At 70.4% G+C, this 19,336-nt stretch carries 15 protein-coding genes and 1 pseudogene; 8 read left to right on the plus strand and 8 right to left on the minus strand.

The features are described 5' to 3' along the window. Positions 1–309 (plus strand): annotated as a pseudogene (locus IE317_RS15425) (IS481 family transposase); the annotation flags it as partial. A gap of 58 nt (positions 310–367) precedes the next feature. Here the strand turns inward: IE317_RS15425 and IE317_RS15430 are convergent. Then, positions 368–1,384 (minus strand): Glu/Leu/Phe/Val dehydrogenase, encoded by a 1,017-nt coding sequence (locus IE317_RS15430; RefSeq protein WP_191310546.1) that lies wholly within the window; start codon positions 1,382–1,384, stop codon positions 368–370. Between the two features lie 79 nt (positions 1,385–1,463). Here IE317_RS15430 and IE317_RS15435 point away from each other — a divergent pair, with 79 nt between their 5' ends. The 3 genes from IE317_RS15435 (at position 1,464) to IE317_RS15445 (ending at position 2,930) form a co-directional block, all read left to right on the plus strand. Continuing rightward, positions 1,464–1,919, plus strand: a complete 456-nt coding sequence (locus IE317_RS15435) for an Lrp/AsnC family transcriptional regulator (protein WP_191310833.1) — start codon at positions 1,464–1,466, stop codon at positions 1,917–1,919. Positions 1,920–2,059: 140 nt separating this feature from the next. Beyond that, positions 2,060–2,317 carry a hypothetical protein gene (locus IE317_RS15440; protein ID WP_191310549.1) on the plus strand — a complete coding sequence of 86 codons (258 nt, stop codon included), beginning with the start codon at positions 2,060–2,062 and terminating at the stop codon, positions 2,315–2,317. Between the two features lie 40 nt (positions 2,318–2,357). Continuing rightward, positions 2,358–2,930, plus strand: coding sequence for a GNAT family N-acetyltransferase (locus IE317_RS15445; RefSeq protein ID WP_191310551.1), 573 nt, complete (start codon positions 2,358–2,360; stop codon positions 2,928–2,930). 42 nt (positions 2,931–2,972) lie between these two features. Here the strand turns inward: IE317_RS15445 and IE317_RS15450 are convergent, their stop codons facing one another. Together IE317_RS15450 and IE317_RS15455 are read right to left on the minus strand one after the other, a co-directional pair. Beyond that, positions 2,973–5,675: a GH92 family glycosyl hydrolase gene (locus tag IE317_RS15450; RefSeq protein ID WP_191310553.1), complete on the minus strand. Its 2,703-nt coding sequence runs from the start codon at positions 5,673–5,675 to the stop codon at positions 2,973–2,975. 213 nt (positions 5,676–5,888) lie between these two features. Beyond that, positions 5,889–6,521: a YigZ family protein gene (locus IE317_RS15455; protein ID WP_191310555.1), complete on the minus strand. Its 633-nt coding sequence runs from the start codon at positions 6,519–6,521 to the stop codon at positions 5,889–5,891. A 533-nt stretch (positions 6,522–7,054) separates the two neighbouring features. Here IE317_RS15455 and gltB point away from each other — a divergent pair. Beyond that, a complete protein-coding gene (gene gltB, locus IE317_RS15460) occupies positions 7,055–11,626 on the plus strand; it encodes a glutamate synthase large subunit (RefSeq protein WP_191310558.1) in 4,572 nt (1,523 codons plus the stop codon). Further along, the gene (locus IE317_RS15465) at positions 11,619–13,067 is read left to right on the plus strand and encodes a glutamate synthase subunit beta (protein WP_191310560.1); all 1,449 of its coding nucleotides are present in this window, start codon (positions 11,619–11,621) and stop codon (positions 13,065–13,067) included. The genes gltB and IE317_RS15465 overlap by 8 nt, the downstream gene beginning before the upstream one ends. Positions 13,068–13,124: 57 nt before the next feature. On the opposite strand, the gene IE317_RS15470 is transcribed toward IE317_RS15465, so the two are convergent. The 4 genes from IE317_RS15470 to IE317_RS15485 all read right to left on the minus strand — a co-directional run bounded on the left by IE317_RS15470 (position 13,125) and on the right by IE317_RS15485 (position 16,327). Next, positions 13,125–13,937 carry a class I SAM-dependent methyltransferase gene (locus IE317_RS15470; protein WP_191310562.1) on the minus strand — a complete coding sequence of 271 codons (813 nt, stop codon included), beginning with the start codon at positions 13,935–13,937 and terminating at the stop codon, positions 13,125–13,127. A gap of 9 nt (positions 13,938–13,946) precedes the next feature. Continuing rightward, positions 13,947–14,402 (minus strand): GbsR/MarR family transcriptional regulator, encoded by a 456-nt coding sequence (locus tag IE317_RS15475; protein ID WP_191310564.1) that lies wholly within the window; start codon positions 14,400–14,402, stop codon positions 13,947–13,949. 33 nt (positions 14,403–14,435) lie between these two features. Continuing rightward, positions 14,436–15,371 carry an alpha/beta hydrolase gene (locus IE317_RS15480; protein WP_191310566.1) on the minus strand — a complete coding sequence of 312 codons (936 nt, stop codon included), beginning with the start codon at positions 15,369–15,371 and terminating at the stop codon, positions 14,436–14,438. A gap of 80 nt (positions 15,372–15,451) precedes the next feature. Continuing rightward, a complete protein-coding gene (locus tag IE317_RS15485; RefSeq protein ID WP_191310568.1) occupies positions 15,452–16,327 on the minus strand; it encodes an SDR family oxidoreductase in 876 nt (291 codons plus the stop codon). An 82-nt stretch (positions 16,328–16,409) separates the two neighbouring features. Between IE317_RS15485 and IE317_RS15490 the strand changes: the two genes are divergently transcribed. Beyond that, entirely contained in the window at positions 16,410–16,982 is a 573-nt protein-coding gene (locus tag IE317_RS15490) for a TetR/AcrR family transcriptional regulator (RefSeq protein ID WP_191310570.1), read from the plus strand. Between the two features lie 226 nt (positions 16,983–17,208). On the opposite strand, the gene IE317_RS15495 is transcribed toward IE317_RS15490, so the two are convergent. After that, positions 17,209–18,078, minus strand: a complete 870-nt coding sequence (locus IE317_RS15495; RefSeq protein WP_191310572.1) for an NAD(P)-dependent oxidoreductase — start codon at positions 18,076–18,078, stop codon at positions 17,209–17,211. Between the two features lie 156 nt (positions 18,079–18,234). Between IE317_RS15495 and IE317_RS15500 the strand changes: the two genes are divergently transcribed. Continuing rightward, the gene (locus IE317_RS15500) at positions 18,235–19,194 is read left to right on the plus strand and encodes a helix-turn-helix domain-containing protein (RefSeq protein WP_415306470.1); all 960 of its coding nucleotides are present in this window, start codon (positions 18,235–18,237) and stop codon (positions 19,192–19,194) included. Positions 19,195–19,336 lie beyond the last annotated feature (142 nt).

The raw sequence follows: 19,336 nt of genomic DNA on the forward strand, positions 1-19,336 counted from the left end.
CGCCACCAAAGCCTCAACGGCCACACACCCCAGCAGCGCTACGACGCCCGACCCAAAGCCATCCCTCCCACCGGCCCACACCGGCCCAGCGGGCTCACCACCCGACCGGTCTCGGCCACCGGCGTGATCGCGTTCTCCGGCTGCTCCATCATCATCGGACGCGCCTGGGTCGGCCACACCGCCAGCGTCTACTGGCAAGGCGACCGGGTCACCATCATGATCGGCGACACCGTCACCCGCCAGCTCACGCTAAACCGATCGGTACGCTACCAACCCCTCACCAACCACACACTGTCCGCGAAGTCCTGAAACACACCTGTCCGTGAGGTCCTGAGACAGCACAGCGGGTTCTAACCCGCCTTACCACTCACGACGGGCTGAGCCGGCGTTCGGCGAGCGCGGCCGCCTCCTGCAGCGGAGTGGTCGCGTTGGCCTCGGCCGCGGCCAGGATCGTGCGCACGGTGTCCTCGATCGTCTCGACGCGGGCCAGCGCGCGCTCGTGGTCCAAGCCCTCGGCCTCGCGCGAAAGTGTGTACAGGATCCCGCCGGCGCTCGCCACGTAGTCCGGGATCCACAGGATCCCGCGGGCCGCGAGGGTGTCGGCGACGGCGTCGCCGGTGAGCTGGTTGTTGGCCGGGCCGACGACGAGCGGCGTGTCGAGCCGGGCCACCGTCTCCGGGCTCAGCACCCCGCCGACCGCCGCCGGGATCACCACGTCCGCGGTGAGGGTGAGTGCCTTCTCCGGCTCGACCCAGCTCAGGCCCTGCTTCTCCGCGCCGGCCCGCTTGCCGGGGTCGATGTCGGAGACGACGACGTCGGCGCCGGCGGCGTGCAGGCTCGCCGCGAGGTGGGCACCCACCGAGCCGTAGCCGCTGATCACCACCCGGCGTCCGGTCATGGCCGTCGAGCCGACCGCGGCGCGGAGCGCGGCGAGCACCCCGACCGCGGTCGGGCCGCTGGAGGAACCGGTTCCGCCCGCCGACTCGGGCGTGCAGAACGCGTACGGCGAGGCTTCGCGGAGCACCAGCATGTCGGCCGGACCGGTGCCCACGTCCGGACCGGCCTGGTAGCGACCGCCGAACTCGGCGATCAGGTCGGCGTGGTCGAGCAGGACGGCCCGGCGCTCCTCCGGTGAGAGCACGCGGCCCGGCTCGGGCGCGATGACGCTCTTGCCGCCCCCGAACGCCAGTCCGGCGACGGCGCACTTCGCCGTCATGGCGGCCGACAGGCGGAGGACGTCCCCGATGGCTTCTTCGAGCGTGGCGTAGGGCTTGAAGCGGCAGCCGCCCACGGCGGGGCCGAGGGCGGTCGAGTGGATCGCGACCATCGTGGTGATGCCGGATCGACGGCCTTTTCGGGTGACGAGCTGCTCATGTGCGGTCATGAAGCCCGAAGCTAGAGTGAAGATCGGCGCCAGCGTGGGCCTGCCGAACGAAATTCGGAACGGACCGGGAGAGTGGATGCTGGACGAACTTGATTCGGCGATCGTGCGGCACCTGCAGGAGGACGCGCGGCAGACCAACCGGGACATCGCCCGGAAGGTCGGCATCGCGCCCTCGACGTGCCTCGAACGCATCCGGCTGCTGCGCGAGCGCGGCGTCATCCGCGGCTACCACGCCGACGTCGATCTGGCGAGCCTCAACCGCGGCGTCCGGGCGCTCGTCACGGCGCAGGTGCGGCCGTTGAGCCGGGCGGTGATCGATTCCTTCCAACGGTCGATCGCCGAACTCCCGGAAGTGCTCTCGGTATACGTCACGGCGGGAAACGACGATTTCCTGATCGAAGTGACCACCCCCGACATCGACGCGTTGCACGCATTCCTGACCGACCGGCTCGCGTTGCGCCGGGAGATCGTCGGGTTCCGGACCTCGATCGTTTTCCGGCACCTGCGGAAGACGACGCTTGAACCGCTCCCGTAGGGGTACTCCTCTTACACCCCGGAACGGCGCGACACGCCAAACCCTAGGTGAACCCCTGAAATACCCGGGTTCGCACGCTCGGAGGCGGAAACTGTCGGTGGTGGGGCGTCTAATGAGCACGACGGGAAGGAGGCGCCGCCATGATCACCACATTGAACCATCGTGAGCGGGCCACGTTGAGAGCCGTGGCCGGGGGCCACGCCGAGATCAGCTGCAGCTGCGAGCCCGACCTCTTCATCGACGGCCTGAGCTGCTGCGACCAGTCCACCGTGCACCGGCTCGCGCGGCTCGGCCTGATCGCACCCGCGCATCCCGGCAAGTGCGGCGAGCGCGTGCCCGCCCTGCTCACCGAAGCCGGTTCGCGGGCGCTGGGCGAGGTCTTCGCCGCCGCGGCGTAAACACGTTGCCACACTCTGGGGTCACTGCCAGCATCACCCGATGCACGTATTCCTCGAAACCGAGCGGTTGATCCTCCGCCGGTTCACCGAGAACGACGCCGACGCGCTCTTCGAGCTCTACGACGACCCGGCCGTCATGAAGTACCTCAATGGGGGACAGCCGGCCGACCGCGCCGAGATCGTCACGCTGGATCTCCCCGCGTTCCTCGGTTACTACGAGCGTTTCCCCGGTTACGGGTTCTGGGCGGCGATCGAAAAGAGCACCGGCGACTTCCTGGGGTGGTTCCATTTCCGCCCGCGCCCGGACGACCCGCCGGACGAGCCCGAACTCGGCTACCGGCTGCACCGGAAGGCGTGGGGCAAGGGCTACGGCACCGAAGGCTCCGCGGCACTGCTCGCGAAGGGCTTCACCGAACTGGGGGTCCGCCGCGTGAGCGCGTCCACCATGACGGTGAACACGGCGTCGCGCCGCGTGATGGAAAAGCTGGGGATGAAGTTCATCCGTACCTACTTCGAGGAATTCCCGGAGCACGAGCGCGCCCCGGGCAGCGAACACGGCGAAGTCGAGTACGCCATCACCCGCGAGGAGTGGTCTGCCGCAACCCGGTCGTGAGTGTTCAGGCGGGTTGGAACCCGCCTGAACACTCACGAGGGGTCAGCGGTAGGCCTCGAACTCGTAGATGCGGGCCGCGCCGTTGCCGTCGTTGGCCGGGGTGGTGACGTTCAGCTTCAGGTACCGGGCCGAGCGGGTCGCGATCGGGTGGTAGGTGCGGCTCGCCCGTGATCCGGACACGGACGCGACCGTCGTCCACGACGAGCCGTCGGTCGACGTCTGGATCGTGAACGCGCCGGTGTTCCAGCCCGTGGTCTCGCCGCCCAGTCCGGCGTGCTTGACCACGAACGCCGACACGTTCTGCGCCGACCCGAGGTCGACCTGCAGGGACTTCGTCGCCGCCGTGCTGCAGAACTTGCTGTTGCCCGCCAGGCTGCCGTCGACGGCCTTGTCCGGGGACTCGGCCGAGTTGCACGACGCCGAGCCCGTGACCGCCTTGCCCTGGGCCAGGTTCGTGCCCAGCTCCGGCGCGGCGGGTGGCGGCGTGAACCCGTCGTTGTACGACGGCGGGACGTCCGACACGCTCGTGCCCCAGCTGCTCGGCGACGAGCCCATCGAGTAACTCAGCGTGGAGGCGCCCGCGATGTCGCCGTAGCGGATCCACGACTTGGTCGTCGCCACGCCGTTGACGCTCACGCTCTGCACGTACTGGGCGCCCTGGCCGGCGCCGGTGCCGGTGATCCGGATCGTCCCGGACGGCCGGATGATCGAGGCCGACGGGAACAGCGGGCCGTGCAGGGCGAGGACGTCCGCACCCGGCGTCGCCGGGTACATCCCCAGCGCGGCGAAGACGTACCACGCCGAGGTGGCGCCGAGGTCGTCGTTGCCGGGCAGGCCGCCCGGGCCGGTGGTGAACGACTCGTTCATCACGCGCCGCACCGCCGAGCTGGTGCCCTGCGGGTGGGCGGCGTAGTTGTAGGCCCACGGCACGCCGTGCTCCGGCTCGTTGCCGATGTAGAAGTACGGCTGGGTGAGGCCGCCGTTGAGCTGGGTGAAGTGGTGGTCCAGCCGCTGGACGGCGGTCTGACGGCCACCCATCAGGTTGATCAGGCCCTGGTAGTTGTAGGGCACCATCCAGGTGTACTGCGACGGGTTGCCCTCGGTGTACCCGCTGTTGCTCGACGGCACGACCGGCCACGCCCAGGTGCCGGTGCTGCCGCGCGGCTGGATGTAGCCGGAGTCGGGGCCGAACACGTTCTGCCACCACTGGGCCCGCTGCATGTAGGTGGTGTACTTCGTGGTGTCACCCACGGCCTTCGCGAACTGGGCCACCGCGAAGTCCGACGCCGAGTACTCGAGCGAGTCGGACGGGTCTTCGTAGACGTAGTGCCGGCTGAGGTAACCGCTCTCCCGGCCGCGGATCGCCTGCCCCTGCGTGGTGCCGCCACTCGCGCTCTTGTCCATCAGCGTCAAGGCGGCCGCGGTGTCGAAGCCGCGGACGCCGAAGGCGTACATGCTGCCGACGATGATCGGGCCGGGGTCGCCGGTCATCACGAAGTGCTCGTTGCTGTTGTGCGACCACTTGGGCAGCAACCCGCCCTGCTGGCCGTCCAGGACCATCGACTTCGCGATGTCGCTCGCTTCGTTCGGGGCGACCAGCGCGATCAGCGCGGCCCACGACCGGTAGATGTCCCAGCCGGAGTAGTTCTGGTAGACGGTGTGGGACGCGGTGTGCACCGCCTGGTCGAACCCGCGGTACTGGCCGTTCGTGTCGCTGGCGATGTTCGGGTTCTGGAAGACGTGGTACAGCGCCGTGTAGAACTTCTGCAGGTCCGCAGTCGCCCCGCCGGTCACCTGCACCCGGTTCAGCACGTCGTTCCACTTCGTGTCGGCCGCGGTCCGGATCCCGGCGAAGTCGAAGCCGGGGCTCTCGGCGGCGAGGTTCGCCTGCGCGTTGGCCAGGCTCACGAAGGAAATGCCGATCTTCGCCTGGACGGTCGTGTTGCTCGAGGTGTCGAAGGTGACGTACCCGCCGGAGTTCGTGCCGCTGGTGCTCGCGCTCCCGGCGCTGACCGTGCCGCCGAGCCAGGTGCCGAAGCCGCTGGGCGCGCGGTCGAACTGGATGACGTAGAAGATCTGGTACGTCTTCGACGAGCCGCAGAAGCCACCGCCGGTCACCGAACCGGTGAGCTGGCTGCCGCTGATGCCGATGCTTCCGGTGCGGCTGCCGGTGGCGCTGCGGCTGGTGTTGACGAGCAGCCGCGCGGACGTCGTGTTCGGGTAGGTCAGCTTCATGAAGCCGGACCGCTGGGTGGCCGACAGCTCGACGGTGGTGTCGTAGGTGTCGAGCTTGTTCTTGTAGTAGCCGGGGGCGGCCGACTCGTTCGCTTTGGTGTAGCGGCCGGCGTACCCGGTCCAGCCGGTGCCCGGCGACGTCCCGATCGCGCCGGTGATCGGCAGCAGGCCGAGGTCTTCGTTGTTGGCGCAGCCGGCGCCGTTGAAGTGGGTGAGGCTGAACTCCTCGATGCTGGTGTCGCCGTAGCGGTACCCGGACGGCGACGCGGTCGGGGTGTCCGGGCTGAACTGCACCATGCCGAACGGCACGACGGCGCCGGGGTACGTGCTGCCGCCGGCGCCGCCGGGCACGGGGTTCGGCGAGTTGCTGTTGTCGGTGCCGATGAAGGGATTCACGTACTGCGTGAGGGCGAGCGTCGCGGCGCCGGCCGGCGCCGCGGCGAACCCCGCGCCGAGGAGAACCGCGGCGAGCACGGCGGCCCCCACCCGGCCGACCAATGGTCTGGACATGACCCATCCTCTCCTTGTCGCACGCTTACCGCCGGGCGACATCGTTGTCGGGCGTGGTGACAACGTTGTCAGCGCGGCGATTGCCGGACTGACAACGTTCAGGGGATCGAGGTGGTACCGGAACTCGGTGGCAGGACATGGTGCCACGAAAGAACCTGCCGAAGGAAGCGCCGAAAGTTCGTTGCGCGCCAAGCGGTTCCGCGACCGGACCACTCAGCCCCGGTGGGCCACCCAGTGGTCGCCGAGGGCGGTCGTCGCCGCCTCACCGTTGGTGAGGTCGGCGAGCCAGCCGTGGAAAGCGCCGGCCTCGCCCGGGGCCAGACCGACCTCGAAGCGGGCCAGCTCGTCGAAGCGGGTCGCGTGGAGCACGTACGAAGAGGCGCGCAGGTCGTTCTCCAGCCGGCCCGCGCGGTCGTAGCTCACCGCCACCTCGACCAGACTGAGACGCCGGTGTTCTAGTACACCAACCACTTCGACAGCGTCCGAAACGGACTGACCGTACGCGCGGATCAACCCGCCCGCCCCCAGCAGCACTCCCCCGAAGTACCGCGTCACCACCGCGACCGTGTCGGTCAGCTCGCGGCGGCGCAGCACTTCCAGCATCGGCGTGCCCGCCGTGCCCGCGGGCTCACCGTCGTCACTGGACCGCTGGATTCGCCCATCCGGCCCCAAAACGAAGGCGTGGCAGTGATGACGAGCACCCGGATCCGCGCGACGGCGGGCCGCGATGAACTCGCGCGCGGCCTCTTCCGAGGTCACCGGAGCGAGCGCGCAGAGGAACCGGGAGCGCTTGATCTCGATCTCGTGGACGCCTTCCCGAGCCACGGAGAGATAACGATCAGTCATCGGGCCAGTCCGCCATGCACCCAGCTTCCCACCCCGGCACCGGGGCCCGACAGCCGCCCCAGACCCCTTCGGACGGACGTTTCCGCAGGTCAGCCGCATCGCAGCCCGCTCTGCGGGAGGTCCAGCCCGACATATGGGACCACCCCCGGGCACGTCAACGCCAGCGTGGCATTTCCCACCCGGACGCAACGACGTATGTCGATAACAGCGAATTCACACTATCGTCATAAGACCCGGCGAACCCGGGAGTAACACCGCGCGCTCCGGACGGCCCCCACCACAGTGGCCGGCCTGTGCGCGCTCGCAGCACCCGACATGTTCGGCTGCCCAGCGTTGTGCGGCCTCCCAGATGACCCACGTCCGGTTTCCGAGCATCGACGCCCGGCCGGTACCTCGCGTCATCTTGCACTTCGAGCAGGACAACTGTTCTCGACTGACCATCGCGGTCCCGGACCACTTCGTTAACCGGTTCAGCTCGAACCACCCAATGGAGTGAGTGCCGGTCGCGCCGACGCCTTGGGAGGCGGCCAGCCGTGACCCACCGTGCCAGTTCCCTGCCCCCGTCCGGGGAGCAGCTCAGCAACGCCGAGGCCAAGGGCCTCTACCGGAGCGACTACGAACACGACGCCTGCGGTGTCGCCTTCGTCGCCGACCTGACCGGGCGCCGAGATCATGCGATCGTCGCCAAGGCCCTGGTCGCGTTGCGCAACCTGGAACACCGCGGGGCTCGTGGCGCCGAACCGGACACCGGCGACGGCGCCGGCCTGCTGATCCAGATCCCGGACGAGTTCTACCGCGCGGTCGTGGACTTCGAGCTGCCCGAGCCGGGTGCCTACGCCGTCGGCACGGCTTTCCTGCCGCAGGACGAAAAGCGCCGCGGCCGGGCCATGACGACCATCGAGCGCATCGCCGCCGAGGAGGACATGCGCGTCCTCGGCTGGCGCGAGCTGCCGGTGCGCACCGAGCACTGCGGGCCGACCGCGGCCGAGACCATGCCGCACTTCACGCAGCTGTTCCTCGCCGCGCGCCGCCCGAAGCCGGAGCACTCGGACCCGCTGCACATCGAGCGCAGCGCGTTCTGCGTCCGCAAGCGCGCCGAGCACGAGCTCGTCGAGGACGACGTCTACTTCCCGTCGCTGTCCTCGCGCACGATCGTCTACAAAGGAATGCTCACCGAGCCGCAGGTCGAGCGCTTCTTCGCCGACCTCACCGACGAGCGCGTCACCAGCGCCATCGGCCTGGTGCACTCCCGCTTCTCCACCAACACGTTCCCGTCGTGGCCGCTGGCCCACCCGTACCGGTACGTGGCGCACAACGGCGAGATCAACACGTTGCGCGGCAACCGCAACTGGATGGACGCCCGCGAGGCGCTGCTCGAGACCGACCTGATCCCGGGCGACCTCAAGCGCGTCTACCCGGTGATCACCCGCGGCGCCAGCGACTCCGCCAGCTTCGACGAGGTCCTGGAGCTGCTACACCTCGGCGGCCGCTCGCTGCCGCACGCTGTCCTGATGATGATCCCGGAGGCCTGGGAGAACCACCAGGAGATGGACCCGGCGCGGCGCGCGTTCTACGAGTTCCACTCGACGCTGATGGAACCGTGGGACGGCCCGGCGTTGGTCGCCTTCACCGACGGCAGCCAGATCGGCGCGGTGCTCGACCGCAACGGCCTGCGCCCCGGCCGCTACTGGGTGACCGACGACGGCCTCGTCGTGCTCGCCTCCGAGGTCGGCGTGCTCGACATCGACCCGGCGACGATCGTCCGGAAGGGACGCCTCGAGCCCGGCCGCATGTTCCTCGTGGACACCGTCGAAGGCCGGATCATCGAAGACGAAGAGGTCAAGACCGAGCTGGCCACCGCGCACCCGTACGACGAGTGGGTCGACGCCGGTCTCGTGCACCTCGATGACCTGCCCGAGCGCGACCGCGAAGTCCCGCTGCACGCCGCGCTCGTCCGCCGCCAGCAGGCGTTCGGCTACACCGAGGAGGAACTCGAAGCCATCCTCGAGCCGATGGCCCGCACCGGCGCGGAGCCGATCGGCTCGATGGGCAACGACTCGCCGATCGCCACCCTGTCCAGCCGGCCGCGGCTGATCTTCGACTACTTCATCCAGCTCTTCGCCCAGGTGACCAACCCGCCGCTGGACGCCATCCGCGAGGAGCTCGTCACCGCGCTCGGCACCCAGATCGGCGCCGAGCCGAACCTCCTCGAGGGCAACGCGGCCAGCTGCCGCCGGATCGTGCTGCCGTTCCCGGTGCTCGACAACGACCAGTTCGCCAAGCTGGTGCACGTCAACGACGACGGCGACCTGCCGGAGTTCCAGGCGGTCACCGTGCTCGGCCGGTACAACGTGCACGGCGGCGGCGACGCGCTGCTCAAGCGCCTCGACGAGATCCGCGCCGAGGTGTCGGAGGCGATCGAGGACGGCGCACGGCTGATCGTGCTGTCCGACCGCGGGGTCGACGAGCACCACGCGCCGATCCCCTCGCTGCTGCTGACCGGCGCGGTGCACCACCACCTCGTCCGCGAGAAGACGCGCACGCAGGTCGGCCTCATCGTCGAGGCCGGCGACGCCCGCGAGGTGCACCACATCGCGCTGCTGATCGGCTACGGCGTCGCCGCGGTGAACCCGTACCTGGCGATGGCGACCGTCGAGGAGATGGCCCACCGCGGCCTGATCCCCGGCGTGACGCCGAAGCAGGCGACGCAGAACCTGATCAAGGCGCTCGGCAAGGGCGTCCGCAAGACGATGTCGAAGATGGGCGTTTCGACGGTCGCGTCCTACACCGGCGCGCAGATCTTCGAGGCGATCGGGCTCGGCGAAGAGGTCATCGAGACCTGCTTCACCGGCACGACGTCCAGCCTCGGCGGCGTCGGCTTCGAGACGCTCGCCGACGAGGTCGCGAAGCGGCACAAGTACGCGTTCCCGGCCGACGGCGTCCGGGCGGCCCACCGCGAACTGGAGACCGGCGCGGACTACCAGTGGCGGCGGGAGGGCGAGCCGCACCTGTTCAACCCGCAGACGGTGTTCAAGCTCCAGCACTCCACGCGGTCCGGCAAGTACGAGATCTTCAAGGAGTACACGAAGGCCGTCGACGACCAGGCCGAGAAGCTGCTGACGCTGCGCGGGCTGTTCGACTTCAAGTACGGCCAGCGGCCGCCGGTGCCGATCGACGAGGTCGAGCCGGTCTCGTCGATCGTCAAGCGGTTCGCCACCGGCGCGATCTCCTACGGCTCGATCTCCATGGAGATGCACCAGACCCTCGCCATCGCGATGAACCGCCTCGGCGGCAAGTCGAACACCGGTGAGGGCGGCGAAGACCCGGAGCGGCTGTACGACCCGGAGCGGCGTAGTGCCGTGAAGCAGGTCGCGTCCGGTCGCTTCGGCGTCACGAGCGAGTACCTCGTCAACGCCGACGACATCCAGATCAAGATGGCGCAGGGCGCGAAGCCCGGCGAGGGCGGGCAGCTGCCCGGCGCGAAGGTGTACCCGTGGATCGCGAAGACGCGGTTCTCGACGCCGGGCGTCGGGCTGATTTCCCCGCCGCCGCACCACGACATCTACTCGATCGAGGACCTGGCGCAGCTGATCCACGACCTCAAGAACGCCAACCCGAACGCGCGCATCCACGTGAAGCTCGTGTCCGAGGTCGGCGTCGGCACGGTCGCGGCCGGTGTCTCGAAGGCGCACGCCGACGTCGTGCTCATTTCGGGCCACGACGGCGGCACCGGCGCATCGCCGCTGTCGTCCATCAAGCACGCGGGCGGCCCGTGGGAGCTCGGCCTGGCCGAGACGCAGCAGACGCTGCTGGCCAACCGGCTGCGCGACCGGATCGTGGTGCAGACCGACGGCCAGCTCAAGACCGGCCGCGACGTCATCGTCGCGGCGCTGCTCGGCGCCGAGGAGTTCGGCTTCGCGACCGCGCCGCTGGTGGTGTCCGGCTGCATCATGATGCGCGTCTGCCACCTCGACACGTGTCCCGTCGGCGTCGCGACGCAGAACCCGAAGCTGCGCGAGAAGTTCAGCGGCAAGGCCGAGTACGTCGTCAACTTCTTCGAGTTCATCGCCCAGGAAGTGCGCGAGTACCTGGCGGCGCTCGGCTTCCGGTCGATCGCCGAGGCCGTCGGGCACGCCGAGTTCCTGGACAAGCGCAAGGCGATCGAGCACTGGAAGGCGGCCGGGCTCGACCTGTCGCCGATCTTCCACGTGCCCGACATGGCCCCCGCGGGTCTCCGGCTGCAGCAGACGCTGCAGGACCACGGGCTGGAGAAGGCCCTCGACAACACGCTGATCCAGCTGGCCGAGGGTGCGCTGAACTCCGGCGACAAGGTGCGGCTGGAACTGCCGGTGCGCAACGTCAACCGGACCGTGGGGACCATGCTCGGGTCCGAGCTGACCAAGCGGTGGGGCGGCGAAGGCCTGCCGGACGACACCATCGACGTCACCTTCACCGGCACCGCGGGCCAGTCGTTCGGCGCGTTCGTGCCGAAGGGCATCACGCTGCGGCTCTACGGCGACGGCAACGACTACGTCGGCAAGGGTCTGTCCGGCGGACGGCTGATCGTGCGGCCGCCGCGCGAAGCGCAGTACGTGGCCGAGGAGCAGATCATCGCCGGCAACGTCATCGCCTACGGCGCCACCAGCGGCGAGATCTTCATCCGCGGCAAGGTCGGCGAGCGGTTCTGCGTGCGCAACTCGGGCGCGCTGGCCGTCGTCGAGGGCGTCGGCGACCACGGCGGCGAGTACATGACCGGCGGCCGGATGGTCGTGCTCGGCCCGATCGGGCGCAACTTCGCGGCCGGCATGTCCGGCGGCATCGCCTATGTGCTGGACCTGCCCGCGCACCGCGTCAACCCGGAGATGGTCGACCTCGACCCGCTCGACTCCGAGGACGCGGACTTCCTGCGGGAAACCCTCGAAAAGCACTACAACGAAACGGAATCCGCGGTCGCGCGGGAACTGCTGGCCGACTGGGACGCGGGCGTCGACCGCTTCGGGAAGGTCATGCCGAAGGACTACAAGCGCGTGCTCGCCGCCCAGGTGCAGGCCGAGCGCGACGGGCGCGACGTGAACGAGGCGATCATGGAGGCCGCACATGGCTGACCCCAAGGGCTTTCTGACCACCACCCGCGAAGAGCCGAAGCGGCGTCCGGTCGACCTGCGGCTGATGGACTGGCGAGAGGTCTACGAAGACTTCGCCACGACGAAGCTGCAGAAGCAGGCCGGCCGGTGCATGGACTGCGGCATCCCGTTCTGCCACCAGGGCTGCCCGCTCGGGAACCTCATCCCCGAGTGGAACACGCTGACCTGGCGGGAGGACTGGCAGCAGGCGATCGAACGGCTGCACGCGACGAACAACTTCCCGGAGTTCACCGGCACACTGTGCCCGGCGCCCTGCGAAACCGCGTGCGTGCTCGGGATCAACGACGACCCGGTGACGATCAAGCGCGTCGAGATCTCCATCATCGACCGGGCCTTCGACGAGGGCTGGGTGACGCCGCAGCTTCCGGTCGCGAAGACCGGCCAGAAGGTCGCGGTCGTCGGGTCCGGCCCGTCGGGTCTTGCCGCGGCGCAGCAGCTGACGCGCGCGGGCCACAGCGTCGTGGTCCTCGAGCGGGCCGACAAGATCGGCGGGCTGCTGCGCTACGGCATCCCCGAGTTCAAGATGGAGAAGTCCCGCCTGGACCGGCGGCTCGACCAGATGCGCGCCGAGGGCACGGAGTTCCGGACGTCGGTGAACGTCGGCGTGGACCTGCCGGTGTCCGAGCTTTTGGCCTACGACGCCGTGGTGCTGGCCGGTGGCGCCACCGACTGGCGCGACCTGCCGATCCCCGGCCGGGACCTGGACGGCATCCACCAGGCGATGGAGTTCCTGCCGCCGGCCAACCGGGTGGCTTCCGGCGAGCTCGACGTCTCCCCCTTCGACGCGAAGGGCCTCGACGTCGTGGTCATCGGCGGCGGCGACACGGGCGCGGACTGCGTCGGGACGTCGCACCGCCAGGGCGCGCGTTCGGTGACGCAGCTGGAGATCATGCCGAAGCCGCCGGAGGCGCGTTCGGACGCCCACCCGTGGCCGACGTACCCGATGATCTACCGGGTGTCCTCGGCGCACGAAGAGGGCGGCGAGCGGCTCTACGCGGTCAACACGCAGGAGTTCCTGGGTGACGACGCCGGCCGGGTGCGGGCGTTGAAGCTGGTCGAGGTGCGCAACGAAGGCGGCAAGTTCGTTCCGGTCGAGGGCACCGAGCGCGAGCTGCCCGCGCAGCTCGTCCTGCTGGCCATGGGTTTCCTCGGGCCGCAGAAGCAGGGCCTGCTCGAGGACCTGGGCGTCGAGCTGGACGCACGCGGCAACGTCGCCCGCGACAAGGCGTTCAAGACGAGCCTGGACAACGTGTTCGTGGCCGGTGACATGGGCCGCGGCCAGTCCCTGATCGTCTGGGCGATCGCGGAAGGCCGCAGCGCCGCGGCCGGCGTCGACGCCTACCTGACCGGCCGGGACGTCCTGCCCCGCCCGATCGCGCCGACGGACCGGCCGATCGCCTGAGACCCGGCGCCGGCGGAGGTGTCATCGTCGCCACCTCCGCCGGCGCTGCACCACTGCTCAGAACCGGTAGCGGAGGATGCGCGTGCCCTGCCGGGACAGCGCGGTGCTGTGGCTCATCAGCCGGGTGGCCGCGCGCAGCGGCTGCGGGAAGGCGTCGACCTCCGGGGCGCGGGCGAGCAGTTGCTCCTCGGCCAAGGTCAGGCCCGCGTCCCAGGTCGCGGGGTCGTGCGGATCGTCGAAGCCCTGGGCGGCGGTGATGCCGATGGCCTTGATCGTCGGGTGGTACTTCATCGACCAGGCCGCGAAACGGGTGTAGCCGTTGATGGCGAGTTCACCGGTGACGAAGTGCGCGGTCAGCTCGCGGGTCATCCGCTGGAAGCTGTCGCCGGGCAGGAACGGCAGCAGGCCTTCGGCGACGATCATGGCCGGCCGGTCGCGGGGCAGCGAATCGAGCCAGCCCGGGGTGGTCAGGTCCGCGCCGAGGCACCGGGAGCGGTCCGGGAGGAACCGGGGCCGCAGGGCGACGACGTCGGGGAAGTCGACGTCGTACCAGTCGACGCTTCCGGGCGGGTCGCAGCGGAGGACGCGGGTGTCGAGCCCGCACCCGAGGTCGAGCACGACGGCGTCCGGGTGGACGGCGACGAACGCCCGGACCGCTTCGTCGAGCTTCTTGGCGCGCAGCGCGGTGCCGCAGACGAGGCTGGGCTTCAGCTTGAGCTTGGCGAAGTCGTAGTCGATCCGGTCGGCGAGGCCGGCGGAGTGCGTGTCGCCGAGGATCGGGTGGGGCTGTTTCGCGTCCAGAGCCCTCGCGTAGAGGGTGAGCAGCAGGGTTTCCCGGAGCGGGTCCAGCTCCGGTCGCAGACGTGACACGGGAAGTCCTCAGGTTTTCGGGGGGTGGCGGGCGGCGATGTCCCGCAGCCAGGTCAGGGATTGCTGGGCGGCACGGATGCGTTCGGTCCGCGGTCCGCTGCCGCCGGCGAGTTTCGTGCCTTCGTCGGCGATGTCGCCGAAGGCACCGAGGCTGTCGAGCTTGCGCTGGATCACCTTGTGCCAGGCGTCGTCCTCGATGCGGTAGTAGGTGGTGCGGTCACCCGGCACGCGCACCTTGCGGACCAGCCCGATGGCCGCGAGGAACCGCATGTTCGAGGTCAGCGAAGCGCGGCTGGCCTGGATCGTTTCGGCGATCTGGCCGGCGGAGCGCTCGGGCGGGTCGCAGATCATCAGCAGGCCGAGGATGCGCCCGGTGATCGGGGGCAGCGCCCATTCCTCCACGCAGAAGGTGGCCACCCGCTCGATCCACCGCAGCACCTCGTCCCGGTCGTCCTCACTGGACACAGCGCTCCTCCTCGGCCGGCTCGACGCTTGCCGTCACTGTGTCATGGCGGCGATCGACTCGCGGGTGGGCGTCGGGGTGACGGTGGCGAGCCGGGTCTTGCGCAGGTAGCGGTCGAACCAGTCCACGGCCAGCGCCATCGCCTCGTCGAGGCCCGGGCCGGTGTAGAGGCCGAGGACGTCGTAGGGCAGCACCTGCAGCCGTTTCGGCTGGCCGGCCTTGGCGAACGCGCTCTGGGCCTCCTCGAGCATGTGGTACGGGTCCCACCCGCCGTTGGCGACCATCAGCAGCGGGGTGGGCGACAACCGGTGGATGAGGTCTTCCGGCGCGAAGGTGAGCAGGTGCTCGGTGGAGTCGAGGGTCTTCTCGTTGCGGTAGCGGGGGAACATCTCGGCGGCCAGGTCCGGCGTGTCCTGCACGGTCTCCCCCTCCAGGCTCAGGTGCGGCACCCGGGCGCTGGCCCCGCCTTCGTAGCGGCGCTGCCAGTCTTCGTCCAGCCGGTCCCGCAGCGCGTGCACCCCGGCGCGGCCGAGCAGCCGCTCCAGGTACCGCCACCCGTTCCACACGCTGGGGCTCTGCACCACGACGCACTTCGCGCGCCGGTCGAGCACCGCGGCCTGCACCGCGACCGAGCCCCCGATGCTGACGCCCCACAGCCCGATCCGCGCCGGGTCCACCTCCGGCCGGCTCTGCAGGTAGGAGATCGCGCTGCGGAAGTCCTCCACCTGCCGCTGCGGGACGTCCTGGCCCCGCGGTTCGCCCTCGCTGGCCCCGACCGTGCGGTAGTCGATCGCCAGCACGGCGAACCCGGCGCGCACGAAGTACGGCGCGAACACGCCCAGCGCCTCTTTGACCATCACCCCGCTGTGGCCGAGGACCAGACCGGGCACCGGGGCGTCCGCCTCCGGCAGGTACAGGTCACCGGCGCACGCGGTGCCGAGGCTGTTGAACATCACCTGGTGAGGAGTCATCGCCGACTGCCTTTACTCGAGAAGTAGCTAGTTGTTTCAGTCTCGACTGAAACAACTAGCTACGTCAAGCATGAGTTTCCTCAGCGGTCGTAGTACCCCTTCTCGAGGTCGTCCAGCAGCCCCGGCCGCGTGGGCCGCCAGCCGAGCGACTCCTGCGTTTCCGCGCTGGACGCCGGCTGGTCGAGGGCGAGCAGGCCGCCGAGGAAGCCGAGTTCTTCGGCGGCCACGGACCGGACCGGCAGGCCGAGGCGGCGGCCGGTCACCTCGGCGACGTCGCGGATCCGCACGCCTTCGTCGCCGACCGCGTGCAGCACGGCTCCCGCCGGGGCCTGCTCGAGCGCGAGCCGGAACAGGTGGGCGGCGTCCAGGACGTGCACCGCGGGCCAGCGCTGCGCCCCGTCGCCGACGTACGCGGCGACACCCTTCTCGCGCCCGAGGGCGACGAGGCGGGCGATGAGCCCGTGGGCGTCGCCTTCGCCGTGAACCGATCGCGGCAGCCGGACGAGGGCCGCGCGGACGCCGCGGCCGGTGGAGTGCAGGACGGCCTGGGCGATGTCTCCCCGGCCGGCCACGGGGCCCGCGAAGACGGACTCGTCCCGCTCGGTCGCCGGGCGCCCGGGCACCATCGGCGTCCCCGAGGCGGCGACGAAAGCCTTGCCCGCCAGGACTTCGGTCAGGGCACCGACGGCGGCCGCGTCGGTCCGGATGGCGGCATCCATCCGGCTGAAGTCGTGGCCGAAGGCGAGGTGGACGACGCCTTCGGCGTCCTCGGCCCCCTTGCGCAGGACGTCGAGGTCGGTGAGGTCGCCGCGGAGGACCTCGGCCCCCATGGCGGCGACGGTGCCGGCGGCCTCGTCCGACCTGGCGAGCCCGACGACGTCGTGGCCCGCGTCGAGGAGTTCGGGCACGAGGGCCCGGCCGATCCAGCCGGACGCGCCGGTGACGAACACACGCATGAGCTTCTCCCTTAGTGATGACACCTGGTGCCATCACCCTAGCACCATGATGACACCTGGTGTCATCGCCTAGGCTGGGGCCATGAGCCGCTGGGAGCCGAACACGCGCGTGCGACTGCTGGACGCCGCGCTCGACCTGTTCGGCGAGCGGGGGTACGACAGCGTGACGGTCGCCGAGATCGCGGAGCGGGCGGGGCTGACCAAGCGGACGTTCTTCCGTCACTTCAGCGACAAGCGCGAAGTGCTCTTCGCGGGGCAGGAAGTGCTGAGCCGCCTCTTCGCCGAGGCAATCGCGGACGCCCCGGCCTCGGCAACCCCGATCGAGGCGGTCGCGGCGGCGTTGCAGGCGGCGGCGACGCCGTTCGGGCCGCAACGGCGGGACCGGGCGCGCCAGGTCCAGGCGGTGGTCGCCGGCCACAGCGACCTGCGCGAGCGCGAGCTGCTGAAGCTCGCGACGTTGCGGGCCGCCATGGCCGACGCCCTCAGTGCCCGCGGAGTTCCGGCCCCGACGGCCACCCTGGCCGCCGAGATCGGCGGTCTGGCATTCACGACGGGCTTCGCGCGCTGGGTCGCGCCGGGCAACGAGCGAGAGTTCGGCGAGCTGGCCGGCGAGGCTCTGGACGAGCTGATGGCAGCCACCACCGCCCTCGGCTGACTCGCCAACCGCACCCGGCGGTCGCCGGACCTCGCGCCGCCCAGCTCAGCCACCTCGCCGCGACCCAGCCCGGCCAACCCCAGCCGCGGGCGCCGGACCAACCGCCACTCCTCACACTCGGCCGCAACCCGCGGCCGCGCGCTGAATCGACCGCCCCCGGCATCGCCCCGACTGACCCGCCACCCCAAACCCGGCCGCAAGCCCCACCCGCGCGCCGCGCCCTCCCCTACCTCGCCGCCACCCGGCCCGCGAACAGCTCGACCAGGCTCGCGAAGCTGTCCGCCCCGTGCCCGGCCTCGCTCGCCCGCTCCATCATGGACTTCAGCAACTCCGGCAACGCGTTGTCCACCCCGCGCGCCCCGGCCGCGTGAATCAGGTGGCCGATGGCCGCGACCTGCACGTCGACCGTGGCGTCGTCACCGGGATAGCGGCCCTCGTCCACCTGGCTCGCATACCGCGTCAGGAACCGGTTCACCGTGCCCAGCCACCGGATCGCCACCGGCGTGAACTCGGCCGCGGTCGTCTTCTCCGCTCCCACCAGCGCCGTGCCGTGGAGCCAGCCGGCCATCGCCGACCACATCAGGCCCAGCAGGGCCGCGTCGTACAGGGACGCCCGGCCCGGGTCCGCCCCGAGGTACACCGGGTCGCCCAGGGCCGCCAGCACCGGTTCGTGCGCGTCGAACACCGGCCGCGGCCCGCTGTACAGGACCATCACCTCCGCCGAGCCCACACCCTCCGGCGTGGTCATGATCGCGCCGTCGAGGTAGCCGGCGCCCCGCGCGCCGAACCACCCCGCGGCTTCCTCCGCCTGCTCCGGCGATCCGGACGTCAGGTTGACGAAGTCCTTGCCGGACAACGGATCCGATCCGGTCACCGCCCGCAGTACGGCGTAGTCGAGCACGCAGGCGACGACGAGCGGGCTCGCCGCGATCGCCTCCGCGGGCGTCGCCGCGAGCCGGGCGCCCCGCTCGACCAACGGTGCCGCCTTCTCCGCCGTGCGGTTCCACACCGTCACCGCGTGACCGCGATCCAGCAGGGCCCCGGCCAGCGCCGAGCCCATCGACCCGAGGCCGAGCACGGTCACAGATTGCGTCATTTCACTGCTCCCCAAGAAGTTCGGTGATCATCCGACGCCAGATTCGCAGCGCGGGCGCACAGCAACCAGTGGCACCACTGACCACGACCACCAAATTCCTGCCATACGATCGGAAGCATGAGCGTGGGAGTCGTCGCCCTGGTCGTGCCCGCGGAGATGGGCCTGCGGTCCTGGGACCTGTACGAGGTGAGCATTGCGGCCACCGTGTTCGGGGTGCCCCAGCCCGACCTGGCCGATCCCTGGTACGACCTGCGGATCTGCGGTGTCGGCTCCCCGGCGGCGGACGCACCCGGCCTGTCCCTGCGGACGCCGTACGGGCTCGAAGGCCTCGAAGGCGCCGAGACGGTCATCGTGCCCTCGGTCCCCGACGCCTGCGTGGAGGATGGCGTGCCGGTGCCCGAGGACCTGGTCTCGGCCCTGCGCAACGCCTACGACAACGGCGCACGGGTGGTGTCGCTGTGCACCGGCGCCTTCGCGCTCGCCGCGGCCGGGCTGCTCGACGGCCGCCGCGCCACCGCCCACTGGATGCACACCGCCCAGCTCGCCGAGCGCCACCCCGAGGTGCTGGTCGACGACTCGGTCCTCTACGTCGACGACGGCGACGTGCTGACCAGCGCGGGGATGACCGCCGGGCTCGACCTGTGCCTGCACCTCGTCCGCCGGGACCTCGGCGCGCACGTCGCCAACCAGCTGGCGCGCCGGCTGGTCGTGCCCGCGCACCGGCCCGGCGGCCAGGCGCAGTTCGTCGACCTCTCCGTCCCCGCCACCGACGAACAGGGCCTGGCCCCGGTGCTGGACTGGGCCCGCGCGCACCTCGACCGCCCGCTGACCATCGACGAGCTGGCCCGCCGGGCCGCGGTCAGCCCGCGCACCTTCTACCGGTTGCTGCGGCGCGCCACCGGGACGACCCCGCTGCAGTGGCTGCTCAACCAGCGCCTGGCCCGGGCCCAGACGCTCCTGGAGTCGACCGCGCTTTCGATGGAGAAGGTCGCGGCGCTGAGCGGCCTCGGTACCGCGAACAACCTGCGTCACCACTTCCTCAAGCAGATCGGTGTGTCACCGGGCGACTACCGGCGCGCGTTCCCGCGCCCATTCTCCGCGGACACCGGTGCCTGACGCGGATTATTTCCGAACAGAAACTGTTTCGCGCTCAACTTAATCTTTCGTGTGAAAGCGGAAATCGGGTGGCATCGGCCGCCTCCGGCACTGCACCCTGTATTCAGGGGACCCGGTCGGCCGAGGGGGGAGTCCGGCCGGC

Origin of the sequence: Amycolatopsis bullii (genome assembly GCF_014654205.1) — a bacterium.
In the GTDB taxonomy this organism is placed as follows: Bacteria; Actinomycetota; Actinomycetes; order Mycobacteriales; family Pseudonocardiaceae; genus Amycolatopsis; species Amycolatopsis plumensis.